Raw genomic sequence first — 19,621 nt, 5'->3', positions numbered from 1 at the left:
TAAAAAAATGAAAAAACGAAAGTGTGGATAGGGATGGAGTACTTAAAAGACACCGTGACCTATATTTTTGAAAATTCAGATCGTTTTTTGGAGGCTTTGCAGGTTCATTTGGGGCTTAGTTTTATCGCGTTATTGATATCAATGTTAATTTGTATTCCATTGGGGATCGTATGTGCCAAAAAGCCAAAGCTTTCAGGATTGATTATGAATGTATTCAATTCTTTACGAGTTATTCCTAGCTTGGCTATTATTGTGATCATATTGCCAATCATGGGAATGGGATTTTATCCTGCATTAATCGCTTTGATCATTCTGGCATGTCCGCCGATTACGATCAATACCTTTTTAGGATTTCGAGGAATTGATTCTTCCATTATTGAAGCTGCGTCTGGTATGGGGATGGACAGCAAACAAATTTTGACCAAAATAGAAATTCCTCTCGCTCTTCCAGTCATCATTGCTGGCTGTCGAACAGCTGCAGTAGAGATTATTGCTAGCGCAACCTTAGCTGCCTTTATTGGAGGCGGAGGATTAGGAACATTCATTGTTAACGGAATGGGAATGTATAACATTCCTCTGTTGCTAGTCGGAGCATTGCCAGTTGCTTTTTTGGCTATCTGTTCCGAAGTTTGCTTCGCAGCTGTAGAGCGTTTGGTCACGCGCTATCAAAGGGATTAGAGGAAACGTAAGTTGATTGATCTGAATACTATGTATTTTACTTTCTGTTATGAAAATAGGAGGAATTATCATGAAAAAAAGACTTATTCTTTTATTTACTTTAGTCGTTTTACTAATATCCACGGCTGCTTGCGGCGGTCAAAAAGAATCAGAAAACACAAGTGATAAAAATGAGACGACTATCAAAGTTGGATCGAAAAACTTTACAGAATCGCTTATTTTAGGAGAGATTTATTCTCTAGCTTTGGAGGAAGCTGGTTATAAAGTTGAAAGAAAATTAAATTTAGGCGGTACAATGGTTGCTCATACAGCATTGAAAGAGGGAGAAATTGATATGTATCCGGAATATACGGGTACAGGGCTAATCAATGTTTTACAAGAAAAACCTATGTCTGATCCGCAAAAAGTATATGATCTTGTATCCCAAAAATATAAAGAGAAGTTTAATCTTGTTTGGCTAGAACCAACAGATGTAAACAATTCCCAAGCTTTAGTCACGACAAAAAAAGTAGCAGAAAAGTACGGAGTAACGACTTTGTCGAAATTGGCGGAAGTCGCTCCAAAATTAAGACTGGCGGCTGTTCCAGAATTTGAAGAACGCGATGACGGTTTAAAAGGTTTGCAAAAATTTTACGGCGGGTTTCAGTTTAAATCGGTGCAATTATTTGACTACGGAATTAAATATCGCGTAATCCTTAATGATGAAGCGGATGTGACAGTTGGATTTACGACTGACGGCGATTTGACTAATGAGGAATTGGTACTGCTTGAGGACGACAAAAAGTTTTGGCCTCCATATTATGTAGCACCTGTCATTCGTGAAGAAACTTTGGAAAAAGATCCGAAAATTGAGGAAGTGCTGAATAAAGTTTCCAAACACTTGAATAATAAGGTTGTGCAAAATTTGAATGCTGAGGTTGATATTCAAAAACGTGAATACACTGAAGTAGCAAAAGAGTTCCTTGAAGAAAAAGGCATTATTAAAAAGTAATTATGCCTAAATCCGAGTGAAACCAGGAACTTTCAAAGGCGGTGGTTTCGTGTCAAACATAATCATTCAGTTTGATAAGGTGAGCAAGACGTTCCCTAAAGCCAGCAAACCTTCTGTCTATGAAACTAGCTTATCAATAGAAGAAGGAAGCTTCATCACCATTTTGGGAACATCGGGATCAGGAAAGACGACATTATTAAAAATGATAAACAGAATTCATGAGCCTTCATCAGGAAAAATTTTTGTTCAAGGAGAAGATATTACAAAAGTTCCAGTGACACAACTTAGGCGTAAAATAGGGTATGTCATTCAGCAAATCGGTCTGTTTCCTCATATGACTGTCAAAGAAAATATAGCAACAGTACCGAGAATTTTGAAATGGGATGGAGAAAAGATCAACGAGCGCGTAGATTTTCTTTTAAGGCTTGTTCATCTGCCGCCTGAGGATTTTCGTGATCGATATCCAAGACAATTGTCTGGAGGACAGCAACAGCGAGTGGGGATTGCCAGAGCGATGGCTAGTGATCCAGATATTTTATTAATGGATGAACCTTTTGGTGCAATTGACGCCATTACCCGTTCCAGTTTACAGGATGAACTGCTGGCAATTCAAAAAAAGATGCGCAAAACGATTCTTTTTGTGACTCATGATATTGAGGAGGCGCTCAAGCTAGGGGACAAAATTATTGTGATGAATGAAGGAAAAGTCCAGCAATTTGATACGCCGATTAACATCCTTATGAACCCAGCTAATGAATTTGTCAGCCAACTCGTGAAATCAGACGATGTTTTCCAATTACTTTCTTTTTTGAATGCAGAAAAAGCAATGGTTCCGTTGCAAGGGGAAATGCATGAAAAAAGTGTGGAAGTTTCAACGGAAACAAATCTTAAAACGGTTCTTTCTCTGTTGCTGAAAAAGGATATAGACAATGTGGTTGTCGTCGACAATCAAAACAAACCTGTAGGACAAATTGGTCTGGAGCAATTGAAAATAAAGGATCAGGATTCCTTATATTCGGTAAGCAGGTGAAGCCTATGGTAAATTATATTACTAATTATTATGACACTATTTTGGCGCTGTTTCTTGATCACCTTCGCTTGACGTTTGGTGCGCTGGCAATTGCCCTATTATTTGCTCTTCCAGTAGGTTATCTTTTGACTCGCTGGAAGAGTCTTTCTGTACTGGTATTGTCAATATTGGGAATTATTTATGTTATTCCCAGCATGGCATTTTTTGCTTTGCTCATTCCTTTTTTAGGATTGGGCATGAAGCCGGCTATCTTTGCGCTTGTCGCTTACAGTCAGCTGATTTTGGTGCGTAATGTAATGGTTGGTTTTCAATCAATTGATCAAGCGATTATTGAGGCGGGTAAGGGAATGGGGCTTAATTGGTTTCATTTATTTTGGAAAATAGAGTTGCCTCTAGCGTTGCCAATTATTCTTGGCGGCGTACGGATTGCAGCTGTTGCGATTATTGGCATTGGAACGATTGCAGCATGGATAAACGCCGGCGGCTTAGGAGTTCTTTTATTTGAAGGTCTTTACCAAAATTCAACTCATAAGATTATCATTGGGACTATACTCGTTTCCACCTTAGCGCTCATAACGAACTATATTTTGTTAAGAATTGAGAACCGTTTGGCATTAAAAGCGAAAGGGCAGCTATAAAACATTCATAAAAGAGAGGGTTTTTCATGGGGCAACAAACAATTATCCTCGATGGCAAGTCACTCACGATTCAACAAGTTGCTCAAGTTGCTGAACAAAAGGCTGAAGTAGAAATCAGCCAGGAGGCTATGGAACGGCTTCGTGCTGCCAGAGAGTTAGTGTTGAATTGGGATTCGGTCCATGCCCCTGTTTATGGATTTAATACAGGGGTTGGGATTAATAAAGATCGTCAGGTGCATGAAAAACAATATGAGCAATTCAATAGAAGTTTAATTTTTTCCCACTGTATTGGTGTAAAGCCGGAAGCAGATGAGAAGACGGTTAGAGCCGCGATGCTCATTCGTTTAAATACATTGTTATTAGGTTATACCGGCGTACAGCCGGAAATAGCACAAATGTACAAACGCTTTTTAAATGAGGGAATTCATCCGGTCATACCAGAAAGAGCCTCTGTTGGGGCAGCGGATTTGGGAAATCTAGCTCATATCGGATTAGCTATGATCGGCGAGGGAGAAGTCATTTATCGGGGAAAAAGAATGAATGCAAGCGAGGCGCTGAAGAAGGCGGGCATAAAATCGATTGTTCTCGGTCCGAAAGATGGCTTAGCCATTGCCAGCTCTAATGCTTTTGCTGCAGCCAAGGCATCGCTGCTGCTGAATGAAGTTAAACAATTAATCGACTTGTCCGACATTGTATTTGCTCTTTCTCTCGAAGGGTTGAACGGCAATATTTCCCCTTTAGATGAGTCTGTTTTAAGAATACGGCCTTTCCCTGGAAATTTAGCAAGTGCCGGATTAATAAAGGCTTGTCTTGAAGGAAGCTATTTGTCGTTGCAGCACTTAAATCGGCCGCTTCAGGATCCGCTAAGCTTCAGAGGAGCTTTTGCCGTGCACGGCGCTGTTAGGGATGCGATCGATTATACTGAACAAAATCTGCTCATACAATTAAATTCAAGCGATGATAATCCATGTGTTCTGGTGGATGAACAGCGGATATTGTCATGTTCCAATTACGAAGTAACAACTTGGGTGCTGGCAATTGAAATGCTTGGACAGGCTCTTGCACATTTGTCCAAAATATCTTGTTTCCGTACGATCAAATTGTCATCACCCAATTTTTCAGGACTGCCGCGCTTTTTATCTCCTGATAATGGCCAAAACGTATTGGCTTTTAGTACAATTCAAAAAACCTTTGCGGCGCTTGACGCAGAAATTCGCCATCTGTCTAATCCAATAAATGCTGATTTTATAGCGTTATCAGGGGAAATTGAAGATCATGCCAACAATTCTGTTCAAGTGGTTGACAAAACAGCAAAAATAGTTGATAACTTGTATTACATTTTGGGAATAGAAGCGATGCATGCTGCTCAGGCGATTGATTTGAGAAAAGATATAAGTCTTGGTCATGGAACGGAATTGGCATATAAGATGATCAGGCAGGAAGTCCCTTTTTTAGATGCTGACAGAAACCTGTCAGTTGATATTGAGAAAATGTACAAGTTGTTGAAGTCAGGAGAAATTTGCCGTGCAGTAAGAGACAAATTAGGGGGAAATTTGTTGGGGCGTTATGAGGTGTCATAATGATCAAGATTAATGTACAGCGATTGATGAAACATATAAAAGATTTGAGTAAATTTGGTCACGACCCTAATGGAGGCGTGACCAGATTTCCTTTTACAGCCGAGGAACGCGAAGCTAAACGATACATAGTACACTTGATGAAACAAATAGGCTTAGAGATTTACGAAGATGAAATAGGAAATTTATTCGGAAAACGTGTAGGCACTGATTCTGCTTTGCCGTCAATTTTAATCGGCTCCCATTTGGATACAGTGAAAAATGGCGGTATGTTTGATGGTGCCCTAGGGGTATTAGCCGGTATAGAAATATTACAGACGATGATGGAGCAAGGCATTCAAACGAGGCATTCCATTTCAGTTGCGGCATTTACTGATGAAGAAGGAGTGCGATTCTCAACCGGAATGCTTGGCAGCCGGGCATTGACGGGGGAATTGCAAGAAGAAGAGCTGTTTCAGTATAAGGATGAAAATGGCATAAGCATTGCTGATGCGATGGTGCAATGTGGATATAATCCGAAATTAGTGCACCGTGCGCGACGTTGCTCTAAAGAATTCAAAGCTTTTCTCGAGCTGCATATTGAACAAGGAAAAGTGCTTGAAAGTGAACAAGCACCTGTAGGAATCGTTACTGGCATTGTAGGTGTCAAATGGTTAAAGGTAACCATTAGAGGAGAAGAGGGACATGCAGGAACGACACCAATGGCGATGCGAAAAGATCCAGTTACAGTAGCCGCCCGCTTAATTGATTTTGTGGAACAAAAAGCACAGCAGAGCGACGGATTGCGAGCAACCGTTGGAAGTATCCGCGTGTTCCCCGGGAGTATAAACGTTATTCCGCGTGAAGTGGAATTATTTTTCGATATTCGTCATCTATCTTGGGAGCTTATTTGTCAAATGGAAGATGATATCCAAATGTTTTTATCTGCATGCTGCAATACAAAAGGCATGACTTTTACAGTAGAAGCGACTCATGAGCTAAAACCGGTTAGCTGCTCTCCTGTATTAATCGAAGCGATACGAACAGCAGCGAAACGAACTAGGACAAAATTTCTGATGCTGCCAAGCGGAGCGGCTCATGATGCTATGATATTAGCTTCTTTAACAAAAATCGGAATGGTATTTGTCCGGTCAAAAGACGGCATCAGCCATAGTCCATTAGAGTGGTCGGATGCTGATGATATTGAAGCAGCCGCCAATATACTGCTGCACGCTCTTTTAGATATCGCAGAAGCTGAAAAAATATGAAAAGATAACATGATCTAGAGAGATTTTTTAATAATTTAGGTTTTTGCCGACGAGTAAATAGTTAGAATATCATTTTGGTTAAAGTTGCAAAAAATCGTATATAGATTTTCTTCTCGGCTGACGGCTTCTTCGCCTTTGGCAGTCCGCTTAAAGCCTCTGAACCCCAACGCTTAGTTCATGGAAAGAGGCCGCTCAGCAAGGAGAACAAATCATCCAGCCATGCGAAACGGCTTGAAGAAGCTGCTCATTGCATCGCTTTATGGTGAACAGAAAAAACACATTTCTATGGAAGCGGATCTATCATTATTTTTAATAAGATTGTCGATACAACACTTGCGCTCTTGGTGATCTTCGCTTCGGTGTGCCTCGGACTCATTTAGCTTCTTTTGAGAGTCCTTAAAAAATAATTTGTTTTTTTCCTCTTGTCATCATTATTCGAAACTATCTTCTTTACCACAATTGATTTATTCTAGGTGCAAAAACCTTTAAAGCCGCCCCGGTATGGAGCGGCCATGTTGTTTTTTTGATCTTTCTCTGCGTATGAATACGTAATTTAGCATGCCAAATTTCTGCTGCAATCCAGTTCCGGCAGGTTGGTCACAGCACTTTCAACGAGAATAACGGTCAGCTTGCTGGAAACGTAAAACTTGAAAGCTAATACACAAACTGCTTAGCGCAGGTACGGCTGTCATTGTGACGGATCACTTGCATCCGGGGGAATGCTTTCTCGGATCAGACCCGGTAAATATCGTCACAACTTGTCTGTTCTTATAAAAGTTTATGACTGCTCGGTCTTGACATGGCGGAACCGATTCAAGCCGACGCGGCGGCAAAAGCTGCCGAAATCCTCACCAGGCTCACGCTCGCGAACGAACGCCTCGAGTACAGGTCGGACGGTGTCGATCAGTTGATCGAACGGTACAGTTTCCGTGAATCGTTCGTTTAGTGCTGTGCCGAGTGAATTTCCGCCTAAAAAAATATCATACTTGCCAGGTGCACGGCCGATAAAAGCGATGTTGGCGTTGTACGGGCGCGCACAGCCGTTTGAGCATCCAGTCATGCGGACGGTGATGGTCTCGTCCGAGAGGCCAAGTTCATGAAACAGCTGCTCAAACTGTGGCAATAGATCGGGCAGAGCCCGCTCCGACTCGGCCAGCGCAAGTCCGCAGGTCGGCAGGGCTACACATGCCATTGTATTTTTTCGGACTGTTGATAGCTCATGTGGAAGCGGCACTCCCGCAGAGCGCAATCGCTCTTCAATCACCAGTCGAAATTCGTCTGGAATGCCGCTCAGGATCACATTTTGCTGCGTGGTGAGGCGAACGGTCGGACGAAATTCGCGCACAATGTTTTGAAGTGCCGATTTCAATTTCATGGTTTCAGTATCTTTAATACGACCATATGGAACGAACAGGCCAAGGTAGCTTATCCCGTCACGCTCACGGTGCCAGCCGAGATGGTCGTGCCCGTTGTGCCATTCCAGCTTTCTCGGTGGCTCTAAAGTACGCCCAAGTCTTGTCTCGACCTCTTGCCGGAACCAATCCAGTCCTCGCCGGTCGATTAAATATTTCATGCGGGCAAAACGGCGGTTTGAGCGATCTCCGAAGTCCCGTTCGATGGTCACAATGGCTACGCAAGTATCAAGGATTGTGTCTACGACATCCTTCCTGGGCACATAGCAAAGCGGACTCGCCAGCCTCGGATAAGTTGCCTGAACGACCGCCGTTCGTCCCATACCGCCGCCTACCAGCACAGTATAGCCAGCAACGTGTCCGTTCTCGATATGTGCCACAAGTCCGATGTCATTGTCGTACACATCGATGCAGTTATCTCCTTCCGGTACCATCGCAACCTTGAACTTGCGCGGGAGGTATACATCACCGTACAGCGGCTCCTCAGTCTCTCCATCAGAAAGCTGAACCGGTTCGCCGTCAAGCCAGATTTCGTGATACGCATTTGTCTTAGGACTCAGCCGATCAGTCAGTGCAAGCAGATCCTCCCGCATCTCGGCGCGGAACGGCTCATCGCCCGGCTTTGCGCAACAGATGATGTTCCGCCCCGAATCGCCGCAGGCGCCAAGTGTTGTGATTAGTGATTCGTTCAGCCTTTTGATGGTAGCCTTCAAGTTCCCTTTCAGTATGCCGTGAAGCTGGATGGTTTGACGCGTCGTAATGCGCAGCGTCCCGTATTCCGAATATTCATCGGCTAAGCGATCGAACACCAAATATTGATCCGGATTCAACACCCCGCCTGGTATTCGGGCACGCACCATCATCGAGTAATGCTTCTCTTTGCCTTCTTTCAAAAGCTTGTGCCGCAAATCCCGGTCGTCCTGCTGGTAAACACCGTGAAACTTCAATACCTGTACATTTTCTTCCGAAAACATCGGTTTGCCATCCTGAAGAGCTTCCTTGATTGTCCCACGTAAGTAGCGGCTTTGTCGCTTAATCACTTCGATTTTTGATTCTTTTTTGTTTTGAGTGGACAAATACAATCACTCCTCCCTGAATTCTGATTTGTTTACTATGATATAAAGAAAAAGACGAAAACACACCATCCAAAAGGACGTTAATTTGACCCATCCACTACAAAGCTTGTTATATTTTTCAGCCGATCTATAAGGTGAGCTGTTAGGAGCAGTCATCAAGAAAGAAGGAGGTGTCTTTATGCTGGGAAATGTGTGCGGATCAGATTCAGGATTTGTGAAATCTGCGTTTGCAAGATCAGGAAAAAAATCGATCTAGAGGATACAGATTTAATTAACACGCTAAAAAAATAAACGAATAGAATTTCTTTTTTTGCTGTAAAAGTCAGGATAAACATGGTTCTTACGTTCGATAACGCAGAGCTAAAAATACTTATTTGTACACTCATTTTCTCCATTAACCCCCTTCCCATCACCAAGATTGAGTAAGAACCATAAACATGTACATTTTTGACTGTTTAAGAGTGTACATGTTTACTCGTTTTCTTTTTCTCTTTAAGTGATTTTGATATGTACAATATTAATCAAGGTCGCGCATTATCCAATCTCTTTTATGCATTCTTAAACTAGCATTTCATTTCTGCCGATTCACCCCGCACCTTTAAATGTAATGAAGGGGAGAGGAATCAGGTTTTTTTATCATGATATTCTTGAAATACCTTCCTATATTGTAATAAAATGAAAATAGATTCATAGAACTTTAGTTCTATCAGGAGGTGGGATTTGGAAAAACTTAGGACTTTTGAAATGTGGTCAGGGAAATGAGAATTTCCTTTTTCAATCGGCATGATCCGGTAAGAAAGGGAATTTGCAAACCCTAAAACCTGTGAAAAATGTGCTTGCCCTCATAACAGTGTGTGCATGCTGCAGACAGCTGGCAGAAAACTATATGATTGATCAAATATCACTAAATTCAGGTAAAGAGGCATTTGGCAAATAGAACATTTGAAAGAAGAGGGCTGACTTTTATAATGAGATATTTTTGTAATTTAAGGCTTAAGCTGACCTCATGATCATGGTAGTAATTGCCGCATGACAAATATGCCCCTGTTCCATGAAGCTTGTACATATCATAGTTTGAAAAAGAGCCAATCACAAAATAAGCAATTTCTTTTATAAAATAATTTCGAATTTTTTCGATATGATAAAAATAGGACTAAATAATGATACAATGAAAGCGATTATAAAATTTGGGAGGGGAAATGAAATGAAAGCAGCAAGATGGCACAACGCTAGAGACATTCGAGTAGAGGAAGTAGAAGAACCGAAAGCAGGGAAAGGAAAAGTAAAAATTAAAGTAGAATGGGCAGGAATTTGCGGAAGCGATTTACACGAATATGCGGCAGGTCCAATTTTTGTTCCTGTTCAAGAGCCTCATCCTGTCAGTAAAGATGTGGCGCCTATTATCATGGGCCACGAATTTTCTGGTCAAGTAGTTGAAGTTGGAGAAGGCGTTACAAAAGTAAAGGTTGGGGATCCTGTCGTTGTAGAACCTATTCTTCGCTGTGGAGAATGCCCAGCTTGTAAAAAAGGTAAGTACAATCTTTGCGAATCTTTAGGATTCCACGGTTTATCCGGTGGCGGCGGCGGATTCTCTGAGTATACTGTCGTTGATGAGCATATGGTGCATAAAATGCCTGAAGGTCTTTCTTATGAACAAGGAGCATTGGTGGAGCCTGCGGCTGTAGCCTTGCATGCTGTTAGATTAAGCAAAATCAAACCTGGCGATAAAGCCGCTGTGTTTGGAACAGGTCCTATAGGTCTTCTTGTGATTGAAGCATTAAAAGCAGCTGGCGCTTCAGAAATTTATGCAGTAGAAGTTTCCAAAGAACGTTTGCAAAAAGCGAAAGAACTCGGTGCTACATCTGTCATCAATCCAATAGAGGAAGATCCGGTTCAAAAGCTTCATGAATTAACCGATGGCGGAGTCGACGTTGCGTTTGAAGTAACGGGAATACCGGCTGTTTTACAACAAGCTATTGACAGCACTGCATTTGAAGGAGAAACAGTCATCGTTAGCATATGGGAAAAAGAAGCGGGCATTCAGCCAAATAATATCGTATTAAAAGAAAGAAACGTAAAAGGAATTATTGCATACCGTGATATCTTCCCTGCTGTAATGGAATTAATGAAACGAGGCTACTTCCAAGCAGAAAAACTCGTTACGAAACGAATTAAGCTAGATGATATAGTAGCAGAAGGATTTGAAACGCTGATAAAAGAAAAAGACCAAGTGAAAATTTTGGTAAAACCAGAATAAACATTTAAACAGAGTAGGGAGAAAACGGTGCGGACAAGCTGAAGCTTCAATAGATGGATGCAATGCGAAAAACGCGTGCACCGTTTGGCAAGCAGGGAGAAAGTTGCAGGGGATTTGCCGATGCTTGAAAATATATACAAACAAATAAGTAAGGTTAAATCCCCTCTCTCTATCCAAATTTTTTCATGAGCCTTTATCATTCCATAAAAATTCCGTTGGTTCAAAAACATGTAAATACGTTAAGACATCGGTACTTGAGGGATAATTTTGCCTTCGATACGTTCAAAGATGTCATCTAAATCAGCGCCAGTTATGGTTAGTCCATGGTTTTTAAGACCAATAATAGCTTTAGAAGGCTCTTTTGAAGCTCGGACAAGTTCAGCCACCGTTTTTGCAAGTTCAATTGTTCCACAAGGATAGTTAATCTCTGTAGCCTTTATGCCGTCCATCCAAGCATGAACATGTACAATCGCTCCTACCTCCGGATGCTCTTTATAAATCATCCAGTGCTCAATAGCGTCGACAGATGCCCTTTTTGGTGTTATATTCGGAGGAACGCTTACTTTCATGGCATTTTTATCAGGATCGTATCCACTTATTAAGAGAAAATCTTCACCAACTGTTTTCATATCTGCTTTGTTAATTCCGCTTGCACTCATCCAAAAGCTTTCACTGTCCCGTCTGGCACTGAGGTTTCCATAGCTTAGACCTCCTAATCCGTAAAGTTTTTTTAGATGACGGAGATCACGAGGTGTAAGGTATTCCTCCAATGGAAATGGGGCGGGAAGTAAATTCATGCGGTCAAGCTTTTTTCCGGATTCGCTTAATGATCTCGTAATCTCATCTCCGTTCCACATCTCTTCCGGAAGATCATCATAAAAATTATTGTCAATGACTAACTGCGAAGCTGCGAGCGGTTCCAATCTTTCAAAAATTTGTTTAAAAAATGTTGCTTCTTCTCCTTTTCTATACTCCAATTTATAAAAACCTTGTTCAGGTGTAAGAAAATAAATATCTGTTGTTTCATTATCGTTATGTAAGATATACATTAAATGATTTGCTAAAGACCTGATTAAATACGGATAGGCTGATTTGTGTATGTTTTCGGATTTTTCCGATGTTTCCATAACAGAAACGACAAACGTTGCTTGGGCCTTTCTTCGGTAGGGCCGTGGTTTTTCAGGATCAATAAAATGAAACACAAGTTTTATATTTTCTTCAGGAATGTGATAAAACATATAGCCTCTTGATATAAACTCCTTTTTTATTCCTTCCGCAAGCCAATTTAAAAAGGGAGTTTGCTTGTTTCCATTCATTGTAAAAGTTTTCACGCTGTTTCCCTCCAAACTAGTGTTTTTGTATGAAAAATAGAATTTAAGGTTCTAAAACTACCTTAATGATGGAACCTTTCCTTTTGTTAATAACAGTGCTCAAGGCATCACGGTAATTTTCCAGAGGAAATCGGTGTGTGACTAATGGGGCTAAATCCACCTTTCCATTGCGCATTAATTCAATGGCAATTTGTAACGTTCGCATCTTCTTTTCTTGATATTCATCGGTACTATATGCAAAGCTTCCTTTAATATCCAGCTCATTAAGCCAAACGGTTGTGCAATCGACACCGTCAATGATTCCTGCTAAACCTAATAGAACGATTTTTCCTCCATGTCTAGCAAAACGGAGCGCATCATTTATGCTTTGCTTATTGCCGACGCATTCAAAAATAAGGTCGGCTCCACCTTGTACAACGGGATCACCAAAGATCGGCTCTAACACGCTTGCATAAAGAGATTTGGCCGTTTCGTAAATATAATTTTTATTTTTTGTAAGATAAATGATTTCATCTGCACCATAGCGGGAAGCAAGCTGTGCTTGAAAGGCGTGTTTTGCCAAAATGACAATTCGGCAGGGAATTTCAAGCGCTCTCATCGCGGCGACAACGCAAATCCCTATTGTACCGGCTCCAATGACAAGTACCGTATCATCCTTTTTCGGAAGATTTCGCAAAACCGCATGCAGGGCACAGCTAAAAGGCTCTACCAACACACCATTAAAATCATTTACATTATCAGGAAGCTTCAAAACTTGACTTTTATGGGCAACAAGATAAGATCCCCAGCTTCCACCGCTGTCACGGCAAGTGCCTATTAACATCCCTGGTGAAATTTCTCCTTCGGTCATAAAATTGCAAAGATTATAATCACCCTGCCGGCAATTAGGGCAAGGGTCTGCAATTCCTCTTGTTATACATGATAATATTGGGTCAATGACTACCCGGTCACCCACTTGAATGTTTTCCACTTTTGAACCAACTTCTTCAATCGTTCCTACCACTTCATGTCCAATCGTAAATGGAAAAGACGCAAACGGAGAAGTAGTTGGACTGTCCTTTAAAAGAACAAGATTTAAGTCGCTTCCACAGATTCCTCCGTATTTTACCTTTACTTTCACCCATTCATCGTTTGGAAGTTTCGGGACTTCTACACGGCGTAATCGAAGGCAGGATAATTTGGAGTTCCAATAAAAAGATTTTGAAACTTTACCCATTATTTTGCTTAAGACATACCGAGGCATGGTGTATTCAAATTGAATGGAATTCATTTTTGCATCACCTCCCTTATATGGAATATTTTTATTAATTAGAGTGAAAAATATACATTAAACAACGTTTTTCTTATAAGGTATCGGTGAAGAAGTATGTTCTATACAAGTATGAGATGGCTTTCCAAAATAATCTTATGTTTCATTTTTCGAATTGAAGTCATTGGTATAGAAAATTTTCCTAAAACTGGTCCAGTCATTGTGGCAGCAAACCATACAAGCAATTATGATCCTGTTATTCTTTTCAGTATCTTTAACCGAAAAATTCATTTTTTAGCGAAAAAGGAACTGTTTCAGAGACGTATGACCAATTGGCTTTTTCAAAAACTTCATGCTATTCCTGTTGATCGCCAAAGTGGAATGGTCATCGTCCAGTCCGACGTTCCTTAAAGGTGATTGAAAATGGGGAAGTGTTTGGAATTTTCCCTGAAGGTAAAAGATGTAAAAACGGAGAATGTGTCAATCCGAAAAAAAGGGGTAGCTTTTTTCGGGTTAAAAACAGGAGCGCCTGTTCTTCCGGTTGCGATTATTTGTCTAGATGCGAAAAAGTGGATTCGAAAGCCAGTAAAAAAAGTTGTTGTTGGGCCAATGATGTATTTAGATGAACTTGAAAGTTCCATTTATACTGCATTTGCTGAGGCTGTTATGAAACTTATGATGGTGCTGCAGCAATCAAAAAAGGTTAGTCTCCCATAGCTAGAACTGATTTAGCAGGAAGAAATCAAAAATTTCCTCGAAATCTAACAGGAGGAACGGCATAGAAGCTACCATCGAAACTCAGCGAATATGTTTGTAAATGGCTACATTTAACCATATTATTATATTAAAAAAAGGGGAAAAGGGATTCTTCCTTTCCAAACAGGAGACTGCCCTATCTATCTTGCATTACACACAAAATTCTTGACGGTACCGTAAAGGACGTAAACGACATTTAGTTAGCAAATATTGATGATAACGATAACATCAAAATTTTTTTGTACTAAATAGAATGCCAAGCCAATATTAGTGCAAAAACCACTCTCCGATCAGTACTTGAAGCAAATCCGTACTCTATTTCCACCACTTAATTCTGTTAAGCGTAAATCCAAACAAAAGGCGGCAGATCAGAATAAAAATTGTTTTTGGAACAAGCCGCAAAACACTTAACGGATGGATAAATGGAAATTATATGTGGTAGCAGGAATTTAAATCAAGGGGTGTACAATATTATAGCTTCAATATAAGCGGAGCAAATTTTCAAGCAAAAAACGGGCAACTCCATAAGGAAGCTGCCGACCACATAAATGTATTAACTTAAGAAAACGGAAATGAAAAACGACGAATCCTTGAAAACGGGAATCGGAATCTCCTAAATCTCCGAAAACGAAATGGGAAATGCCCAAACCCTCCAAATCCACCGAAAGGACCTCCGAATCCACCGAAAGGAGATCCGAATCCTCCGAAAGGACCTCCGAATCCACCAAAAGGACCTCCGAATCCACCAAAGCCAAATTGTCTTTCTTCTTCGTTATCTTCTTCTCGTTGGTCGCCAATAGGTACTAATAAATAGGCATGATCATTATCGGCTTTATCAATAATGCCATCATACATTTTTCCATCGTCCATTTCCAGCAAGACGTAATAATGCTTATGTCTTTTGCAAAAATCATGCTTGCTCACATGGTGATCATAATGATCCCGATAATGCATATTTTCTTCATACGGCTCCTGAGGATTCGCATATGGAACTTGTTGATCTAGGTTATAAGCATAGTTCAAGTTATAATCATATTGCATATTGATTTCTCCTTTCCTGAAATTCGATTATATTGTATTCACCTAATTTTTCTTTGTTACAAAAAATAACATTTTATTGGATATGTCAAGCAATCATCCCTTTTGCAACATAAGACAACTCCTTCAATCTATGTCTCATTCATTTTTTCTGCAAAGATAGTAAAGAAGTTTTTTCTTTTGTCTTTTGTTACTCATCAAAAAATTTTTTAAAGGATTGCCAGTAAACTTAGGAAAAAACAAAGATCAATTCCTTGTATTTCAAGTGATAGCCGACGGTCATTGGGGATTTTTCACATTGACAGCATAAATGGAGTTGTGTGAATAGATTCCTGTAAATAGGAGAAAATTGTAATAAAATAGATAGAGAATTTACAAAAAACTTGGCAAGACAGTGCATGGGAACATCTTCCATTTGAATGTGCAAACGAGATGAATGTATCAACGGATTGGGTAACCAAGCAGGAAAGTGGTTGGACCGCTTAATCGGCAAACAAGCAGTTGTTGCTTTCTAATCCATCTAGAAAACTTCTGACAACCTTCTTCTGTACAGAAGCTTCATCGAGAAACGCCCACCTCTAAACGAAGTGAATGTGGAGATGATAAAACCATGCCAAATAAAACGGTTTTGGCATAATATATAAAACTTTCATATCTTTAATAAAGGAAAGATCTTTAGTATGTATTATTTTATCGTCAATAAAATCTCAGGAAACGGAAAAGGATTAAAAGTTTGGAAAAAGACTGAAAAGTTGCTTCAAGAAAAACAGATAAATTATCAAGTGCGCTTTACCAATCGTCCAAAACATGCAGCAGAAATTGCTAAGGAGTTGTCTTCTGAAAAATGTTATGCTGTTGTAGCCGTAGGAGGAGATGGTACAATCCATGATGTTGCTAACGGGTTAATCAATTCGAATATACCTTTGGGTGTTATTCCTGCAGGATCGGGAAACGATTTTGCAAGGGCTCTTGATATACCAAAGGACTATAAAAAGGCTTTAAAACGTATTTTAATGGGAAAACAAAGAAAAATTGATATTGGAAGAATTGGCAACGAATACTTCATTACTGTAATGGGGATCGGTTTTGACGGTAAAGTCGCCGAGATAAACAATGGCTCGAAATATAAAAATTGGCTGAATTTTATTAGATTAGGTAATCTTTCATATGGACTTAGCTTCTTGCATGTTTTATTAAAATATCGTCCTGTCAGCATTCAATTAATGGTTGATGGGGAGAAACTAGTTTTTTGTAATGTATGGTTAATTGCAATTGCCAATATCTCAAACTATGGCGGAGGTATTAAAATATGTCCAAATGCTTGTTATAATGATGGACTATTTGACATTTGTATAGTACACGGCATGAATAAATGGGAGCTGTTGCGCACTTTTCCAAAGGCGTTTAAAGGCAAACATATACTACATCCTGGTGTAACCATGATAACAGGAAAACAAGTGGAAGTTATCTCCGAATTACCTGTTATTGTGCAAGGAGATGGTGAGATTCTCACTAAAACTCCGATGAGTGTGACGATTCAAAGAGGTGGGTTGCTTATCATTTAAATAGTGGCCGGTCATTGTAAAGATTAATGATCTTAGTGAGAACACGAATTAGGTATTTCTGTTTAGGAAGTCATTCATCATAATTAGTATAAAATGGAAAAATAATTTAATACACATGCATTCCAAGTCTTTTCTTGTTAACTTATAAGGGATGTAAATGTCTCTCAATAAAAAGATTTTCTTAAGATAGCTTTATTATCAATTTGAAAATTTAGGAATTATAAAATCGTTATTAGACTTTAAATGCAAAAGTTATTTACTGAATGTTTGTAAATATAATAAATTTTAATCTTTTCAACATTGCAGATATATTAGTTTTACGCCAAAAAAGTCAGAAAATAAAAATTTTTGGAAGATGTGGCGAGTTTCTGATATTTTTCGTACAAGTTTGTATTTTTTCTCAGAGTTCATGAGCGTTTGTACATTTGATTTCGCTAACGAACTGTTTGATGATTACAGCTTACTCATAACGCATTTTTTATGGATTTTAGTCTATTACTATATTAATCTGTGTCTCTTTTTTAATCTAACTTTATTTAGAACGAGAATATGTTCGTGGATCCAAAATAATGTTTTGCTCACTTCTCTTAAATTATTTGCCAATAAATAGTTTGAAGAGAAGGCTCTTGATCGTTCAATCAAAAAATAGGCGAAAGTAAAAAAATGATAAAACATTTTCATGGAAAAGGGCAATGAATCAATTCAGAATTTTAACCCATTTTTTATTAAAAAATAAAGTACCTTAGTCAATTTTTAAGCACTGCGATTCAGGTTGTGTCCTAGATGTTGGCAATGGAAAATTAGGATTGTTCGGTGCGAAAAGCACATAAAGTTTCTCCGTTAAATATCAAGGAATACAGCATCTAGTGAAACAAAACAAGAGCTGAGACGTATGAAAATGGTGCTATACCGTATTTACATCCTTAACGATTAATCAGCCATCCGAGACGAAGGAACTAGGTGATGCACTTGAGGGGAAAATTGGAGAAGAGATTTTTCTATTTATATACCGGGGAGGCAATGGCAGCAGTAATTTTTTTTATCATTAGTTTCATTTGGAATAAAGTCTTTGCCCATTTGCATTTATATTCGCTGTACTCTTTTTGGATTTCGTTTTTTCTGTTAGAGTTTCTCTTATTTCAGGGTAGTGTGTATTGGTTTGCAAAATGGAAGCGATTAAAAAAAGAAAATACTGCCATAACTCCTGCTTATATCGTCCAGCGATTAAAAAATATAAAGAAATGGAATACACTGTTTATCATCATTTCGCCTTTCATGTTTTTTGTCGATCTAGTCAGATGGTATCCGTCGGTACCTGCAACAGGATTGTACATAGCGGGATTTATTTATGTTTTTGCCATACTTGAGTATATAAACTATTTTCATATTCAGCTTTCATATGACAATTTTTCTGATATGAAATACCTCTTAAAGTCGAAAAAGCTGAAAAAATCGTGTTTACGTAAAGACTTTGAAAGATTAGGATAAAGTAATAAGATAGCGGAAGGAAGATTATAAATGATACATATTCTGCTTGGCGCTTCACCTTCGGGGAGTTTAAAAATGGTCTTAAGGGATTTAGATGTGGAGAAAAAAGAGCGCGTCATTTCTTTTTGGGAAACATTCTCGGTAGGTCCGATCTGGAGACTGCATGAAGACATTGGAAAAGAAGCGAGATTTAATTGGAAAAAAAATAATTTGACGGATGCATACAATGAGTTTCATGAGTATGAACAAAACTTTCAAAAAACAGTCAATGAAATAACAGCGATTCCAGAAGGATCACCTATTATGATATGGATTTCTGACAACGCTCATGAACAGACCGGATTGCGATTTGTTTTATATCTATTGAAGAATAAAAATAATGACATCTTCCTCATCAACACGACAAAGGTATATGGCGAGCTTTTTAAGAAACGAAAAGAAAAATATACTGTTTTGGATACAGGTGAAATTCCTCCTGAAAAGCTCCGATTCATATATGAACAAAGTAAAAATGAACCGCCTCTTTCCCAGCATGAAAGAGAGAATTTTGAAAAGGAATGGCTCGCTCTTGCAAATACTCGCGAAGTATTGCGAATTTGGCAAAACGGAACGATACACAGCGTTTCGGAAGATTATTATGATCTTTTCATAATAAACAGAGCGAAAAAGCTGCATAACGAAATGAAGACGAAGGATTTTATAAAATCAGTTAGACTAATCGGTGAAGTACTGGGGCATCTAGACCAATATGTAGGAGATGAATTCTTGGAATATCGGCTAAGAAAGCTGATTGAAAAGAGAGCTTTTGAAATGGAAGGCAGTCTGGAAGCTATGGCCTTCTATAGTGTTAAATTGCGATAGGAAAGTGATGAAATATGATTAACGCCATTATTTTATTTATTCTTGCTGGTTTAGCTGAAATTGGCGGAGGGTACTTAGTCTGGCTATGGATTGTGAAGGAAAACACTACTTGTACGGAGTTATTGGTAGTATGATCTTGGTTCTATATGGGCTGATCCCTACTTTGCAAAACTTTCCTACATTCGGTAGAGTATATGCCGCTTATGGCGGCGTGTTTATTATTCTTTCTGTTTTGTGGGGATGGTGGGTCGATAAAAAAACTCCTGATATTTACGATTGGATCGGAGCAGGCATTTGTTTAATTGGAGTTTCCATCATGCTTTGGGGTCCAAGACATTAGACTGTCCATTCTGATAGGGATTTTTAATAGAATAGCTGCAATTAAATAATGTGCGAGTGAGTAAGCTTTCTCGGAACATATCGAGCA

At 39.4% G+C, this 19,621-nt stretch carries 16 protein-coding genes and 1 pseudogene; 13 read left to right on the top strand and 4 right to left on the bottom strand.

Annotated elements, in window-relative coordinates; translation table 11 throughout:
• Positions 1-33: 33 nt before the first annotated feature.
• The 6 genes from NSQ84_RS14975 to NSQ84_RS14950 all read left to right on the top strand — a co-directional run bounded on the left by NSQ84_RS14975 (position 34) and on the right by NSQ84_RS14950 (position 6,161).
• Positions 34-678, top strand: coding sequence for an ABC transporter permease (locus NSQ84_RS14975; protein ID WP_130157397.1), 645 nt, complete (start codon positions 34-36; stop codon positions 676-678).
• Positions 679-748: 70 nt separating this feature from the next.
• Complete coding sequence (locus NSQ84_RS14970; protein ID WP_144598160.1) at positions 749-1,669, top strand: glycine betaine ABC transporter substrate-binding protein; 921 nt, start codon at positions 749-751, stop codon at positions 1,667-1,669.
• Positions 1,670-1,718: 49 nt separating this feature from the next.
• Positions 1,719-2,699 carry an ABC transporter ATP-binding protein gene (locus NSQ84_RS14965; protein ID WP_327856725.1) on the top strand — a complete coding sequence of 327 codons (981 nt, stop codon included), beginning with the start codon at positions 1,719-1,721 and terminating at the stop codon, positions 2,697-2,699.
• Between the two features lie 5 nt (positions 2,700-2,704).
• Positions 2,705-3,337: an ABC transporter permease gene (locus NSQ84_RS14960; protein ID WP_327873244.1), complete on the top strand. Its 633-nt coding sequence runs from the start codon at positions 2,705-2,707 to the stop codon at positions 3,335-3,337.
• A gap of 26 nt (positions 3,338-3,363) precedes the next feature.
• Entirely contained in the window at positions 3,364-4,917 is a 1,554-nt protein-coding gene (locus NSQ84_RS14955) for an aromatic amino acid ammonia-lyase (protein ID WP_327873243.1), read from the top strand.
• Positions 4,917-6,161, top strand: coding sequence for a Zn-dependent hydrolase (locus tag NSQ84_RS14950; RefSeq protein WP_339212032.1), 1,245 nt, complete (start codon positions 4,917-4,919; stop codon positions 6,159-6,161). Before NSQ84_RS14955 ends, NSQ84_RS14950 begins: the two co-directional genes overlap by 1 nt.
• 778 nt (positions 6,162-6,939) lie before the next feature.
• Here the strand turns inward: NSQ84_RS14950 and NSQ84_RS14945 are convergent.
• Positions 6,940-8,649, bottom strand: coding sequence for an NADPH-dependent assimilatory sulfite reductase hemoprotein subunit (locus NSQ84_RS14945; RefSeq protein WP_327848675.1), 1,710 nt, complete (start codon positions 8,647-8,649; stop codon positions 6,940-6,942).
• Positions 8,650-9,853: 1,204 nt separating this feature from the next.
• Here NSQ84_RS14945 and NSQ84_RS14940 point away from each other — a divergent pair.
• Entirely contained in the window at positions 9,854-10,906 is a 1,053-nt protein-coding gene (locus tag NSQ84_RS14940) for a 2,3-butanediol dehydrogenase (RefSeq protein WP_063388367.1), read from the top strand.
• Positions 10,907-11,145: 239 nt separating this feature from the next.
• Here NSQ84_RS14940 and NSQ84_RS14935 read toward each other — a convergent pair whose 3' ends face one another.
• Both NSQ84_RS14935 and NSQ84_RS14930 read right to left on the bottom strand, forming a co-directional pair.
• The gene (locus tag NSQ84_RS14935; protein WP_063388366.1) at positions 11,146-12,237 is read right to left on the bottom strand and encodes a class II aldolase/adducin family protein; all 1,092 of its coding nucleotides are present in this window, start codon (positions 12,235-12,237) and stop codon (positions 11,146-11,148) included.
• 43 nt (positions 12,238-12,280) lie between these two features.
• Entirely contained in the window at positions 12,281-13,507 is a 1,227-nt protein-coding gene (locus tag NSQ84_RS14930) for a zinc-binding dehydrogenase (protein ID WP_327859281.1), read from the bottom strand.
• 96 nt (positions 13,508-13,603) lie between these two features.
• Here NSQ84_RS14930 and NSQ84_RS14925 point away from each other — a divergent pair, with 96 nt between their 5' ends.
• A complete protein-coding gene (locus NSQ84_RS14925; protein WP_327859280.1) occupies positions 13,604-13,897 on the top strand; it encodes a lysophospholipid acyltransferase family protein in 294 nt (97 codons plus the stop codon).
• 12 nt (positions 13,898-13,909) lie between these two features.
• A complete protein-coding gene (locus NSQ84_RS14920) occupies positions 13,910-14,203 on the top strand; it encodes a hypothetical protein (protein ID WP_327859279.1) in 294 nt (97 codons plus the stop codon).
• Positions 14,204-14,800: 597 nt separating this feature from the next.
• Here the strand turns inward: NSQ84_RS14920 and NSQ84_RS14915 are convergent.
• Positions 14,801-15,283: a hypothetical protein gene (locus tag NSQ84_RS14915; RefSeq protein WP_242513796.1), complete on the bottom strand. Its 483-nt coding sequence runs from the start codon at positions 15,281-15,283 to the stop codon at positions 14,801-14,803.
• Between the two features lie 677 nt (positions 15,284-15,960).
• On the opposite strand from NSQ84_RS14915, the gene NSQ84_RS14910 reads away from it, so the two are divergent.
• The 4 genes and pseudogenes from NSQ84_RS14910 (at position 15,961) to NSQ84_RS14895 (ending at position 19,534) form a co-directional block, all read left to right on the top strand.
• Positions 15,961-16,845, top strand: coding sequence for a diacylglycerol kinase family protein (locus NSQ84_RS14910; RefSeq protein ID WP_063388364.1), 885 nt, complete (start codon positions 15,961-15,963; stop codon positions 16,843-16,845).
• Positions 16,846-17,814: 969 nt separating this feature from the next.
• A complete protein-coding gene (locus NSQ84_RS14905; protein WP_327859278.1) occupies positions 17,815-18,333 on the top strand; it encodes a general stress protein in 519 nt (172 codons plus the stop codon).
• 30 nt (positions 18,334-18,363) lie between these two features.
• Positions 18,364-19,194: a DUF1835 domain-containing protein gene (locus NSQ84_RS14900; RefSeq protein ID WP_327859277.1), complete on the top strand. Its 831-nt coding sequence runs from the start codon at positions 18,364-18,366 to the stop codon at positions 19,192-19,194.
• Between the two features lie 14 nt (positions 19,195-19,208).
• Positions 19,209-19,534: pseudogene (locus tag NSQ84_RS14895) on the top strand (YnfA family protein).
• Positions 19,535-19,621 lie beyond the last annotated feature (87 nt).

The organism is Aeribacillus sp. FSL K6-3256 (assembly GCF_037965805.1).
GTDB classification, from domain to species: Bacteria; Bacillota; Bacilli; order Bacillales; family Aeribacillaceae; genus Aeribacillus; species Aeribacillus composti.
The sequence above is the reverse complement of the archived record's forward strand: the minus strand, read 5'-3'. Positions and strand labels throughout refer to the sequence as shown.

What these genes read in the sequence shown, in the direction of transcription:
- NSQ84_RS14975 (WP_130157397.1), top strand. Translation starts at nt 34, where the DNA reads ATGGAGTACTTAAAAGACACCGTGACCTATATTTTTGAAAATTCAGAT.
- NSQ84_RS14970 (WP_144598160.1), top strand. Translation starts at nt 749, where the DNA reads ATGAAAAAAAGACTTATTCTTTTATTTACTTTAGTCGTTTTACTAATA.
- NSQ84_RS14960 (WP_327873244.1), top strand. Translation starts at nt 2,705, where the DNA reads ATGGTAAATTATATTACTAATTATTATGACACTATTTTGGCGCTGTTT.
- NSQ84_RS14955 (WP_327873243.1), top strand. Translation starts at nt 3,364, where the DNA reads ATGGGGCAACAAACAATTATCCTCGATGGCAAGTCACTCACGATTCAA.
- NSQ84_RS14950 (WP_339212032.1), top strand. Translation starts at nt 4,917, where the DNA reads ATGATCAAGATTAATGTACAGCGATTGATGAAACATATAAAAGATTTG.
- NSQ84_RS14940 (WP_063388367.1), top strand. Translation starts at nt 9,854, where the DNA reads ATGAAAGCAGCAAGATGGCACAACGCTAGAGACATTCGAGTAGAGGAA.
- NSQ84_RS14930 (WP_327859281.1), bottom strand. Translation starts at nt 13,507, where the DNA reads ATGAATTCCATTCAATTTGAATACACCATGCCTCGGTATGTCTTAAGC.
- NSQ84_RS14925 (WP_327859280.1), top strand. Translation starts at nt 13,604, where the DNA reads ATGTTCTATACAAGTATGAGATGGCTTTCCAAAATAATCTTATGTTTC.
- NSQ84_RS14920 (WP_327859279.1), top strand. Translation starts at nt 13,910, where the DNA reads ATGGGGAAGTGTTTGGAATTTTCCCTGAAGGTAAAAGATGTAAAAACG.
- NSQ84_RS14915 (WP_242513796.1), bottom strand. Translation starts at nt 15,283, where the DNA reads ATGCAATATGATTATAACTTGAACTATGCTTATAACCTAGATCAACAA.
- NSQ84_RS14910 (WP_063388364.1), top strand. Translation starts at nt 15,961, where the DNA reads ATGTATTATTTTATCGTCAATAAAATCTCAGGAAACGGAAAAGGATTA.
- NSQ84_RS14900 (WP_327859277.1), top strand. Translation starts at nt 18,364, where the DNA reads ATGATACATATTCTGCTTGGCGCTTCACCTTCGGGGAGTTTAAAAATG.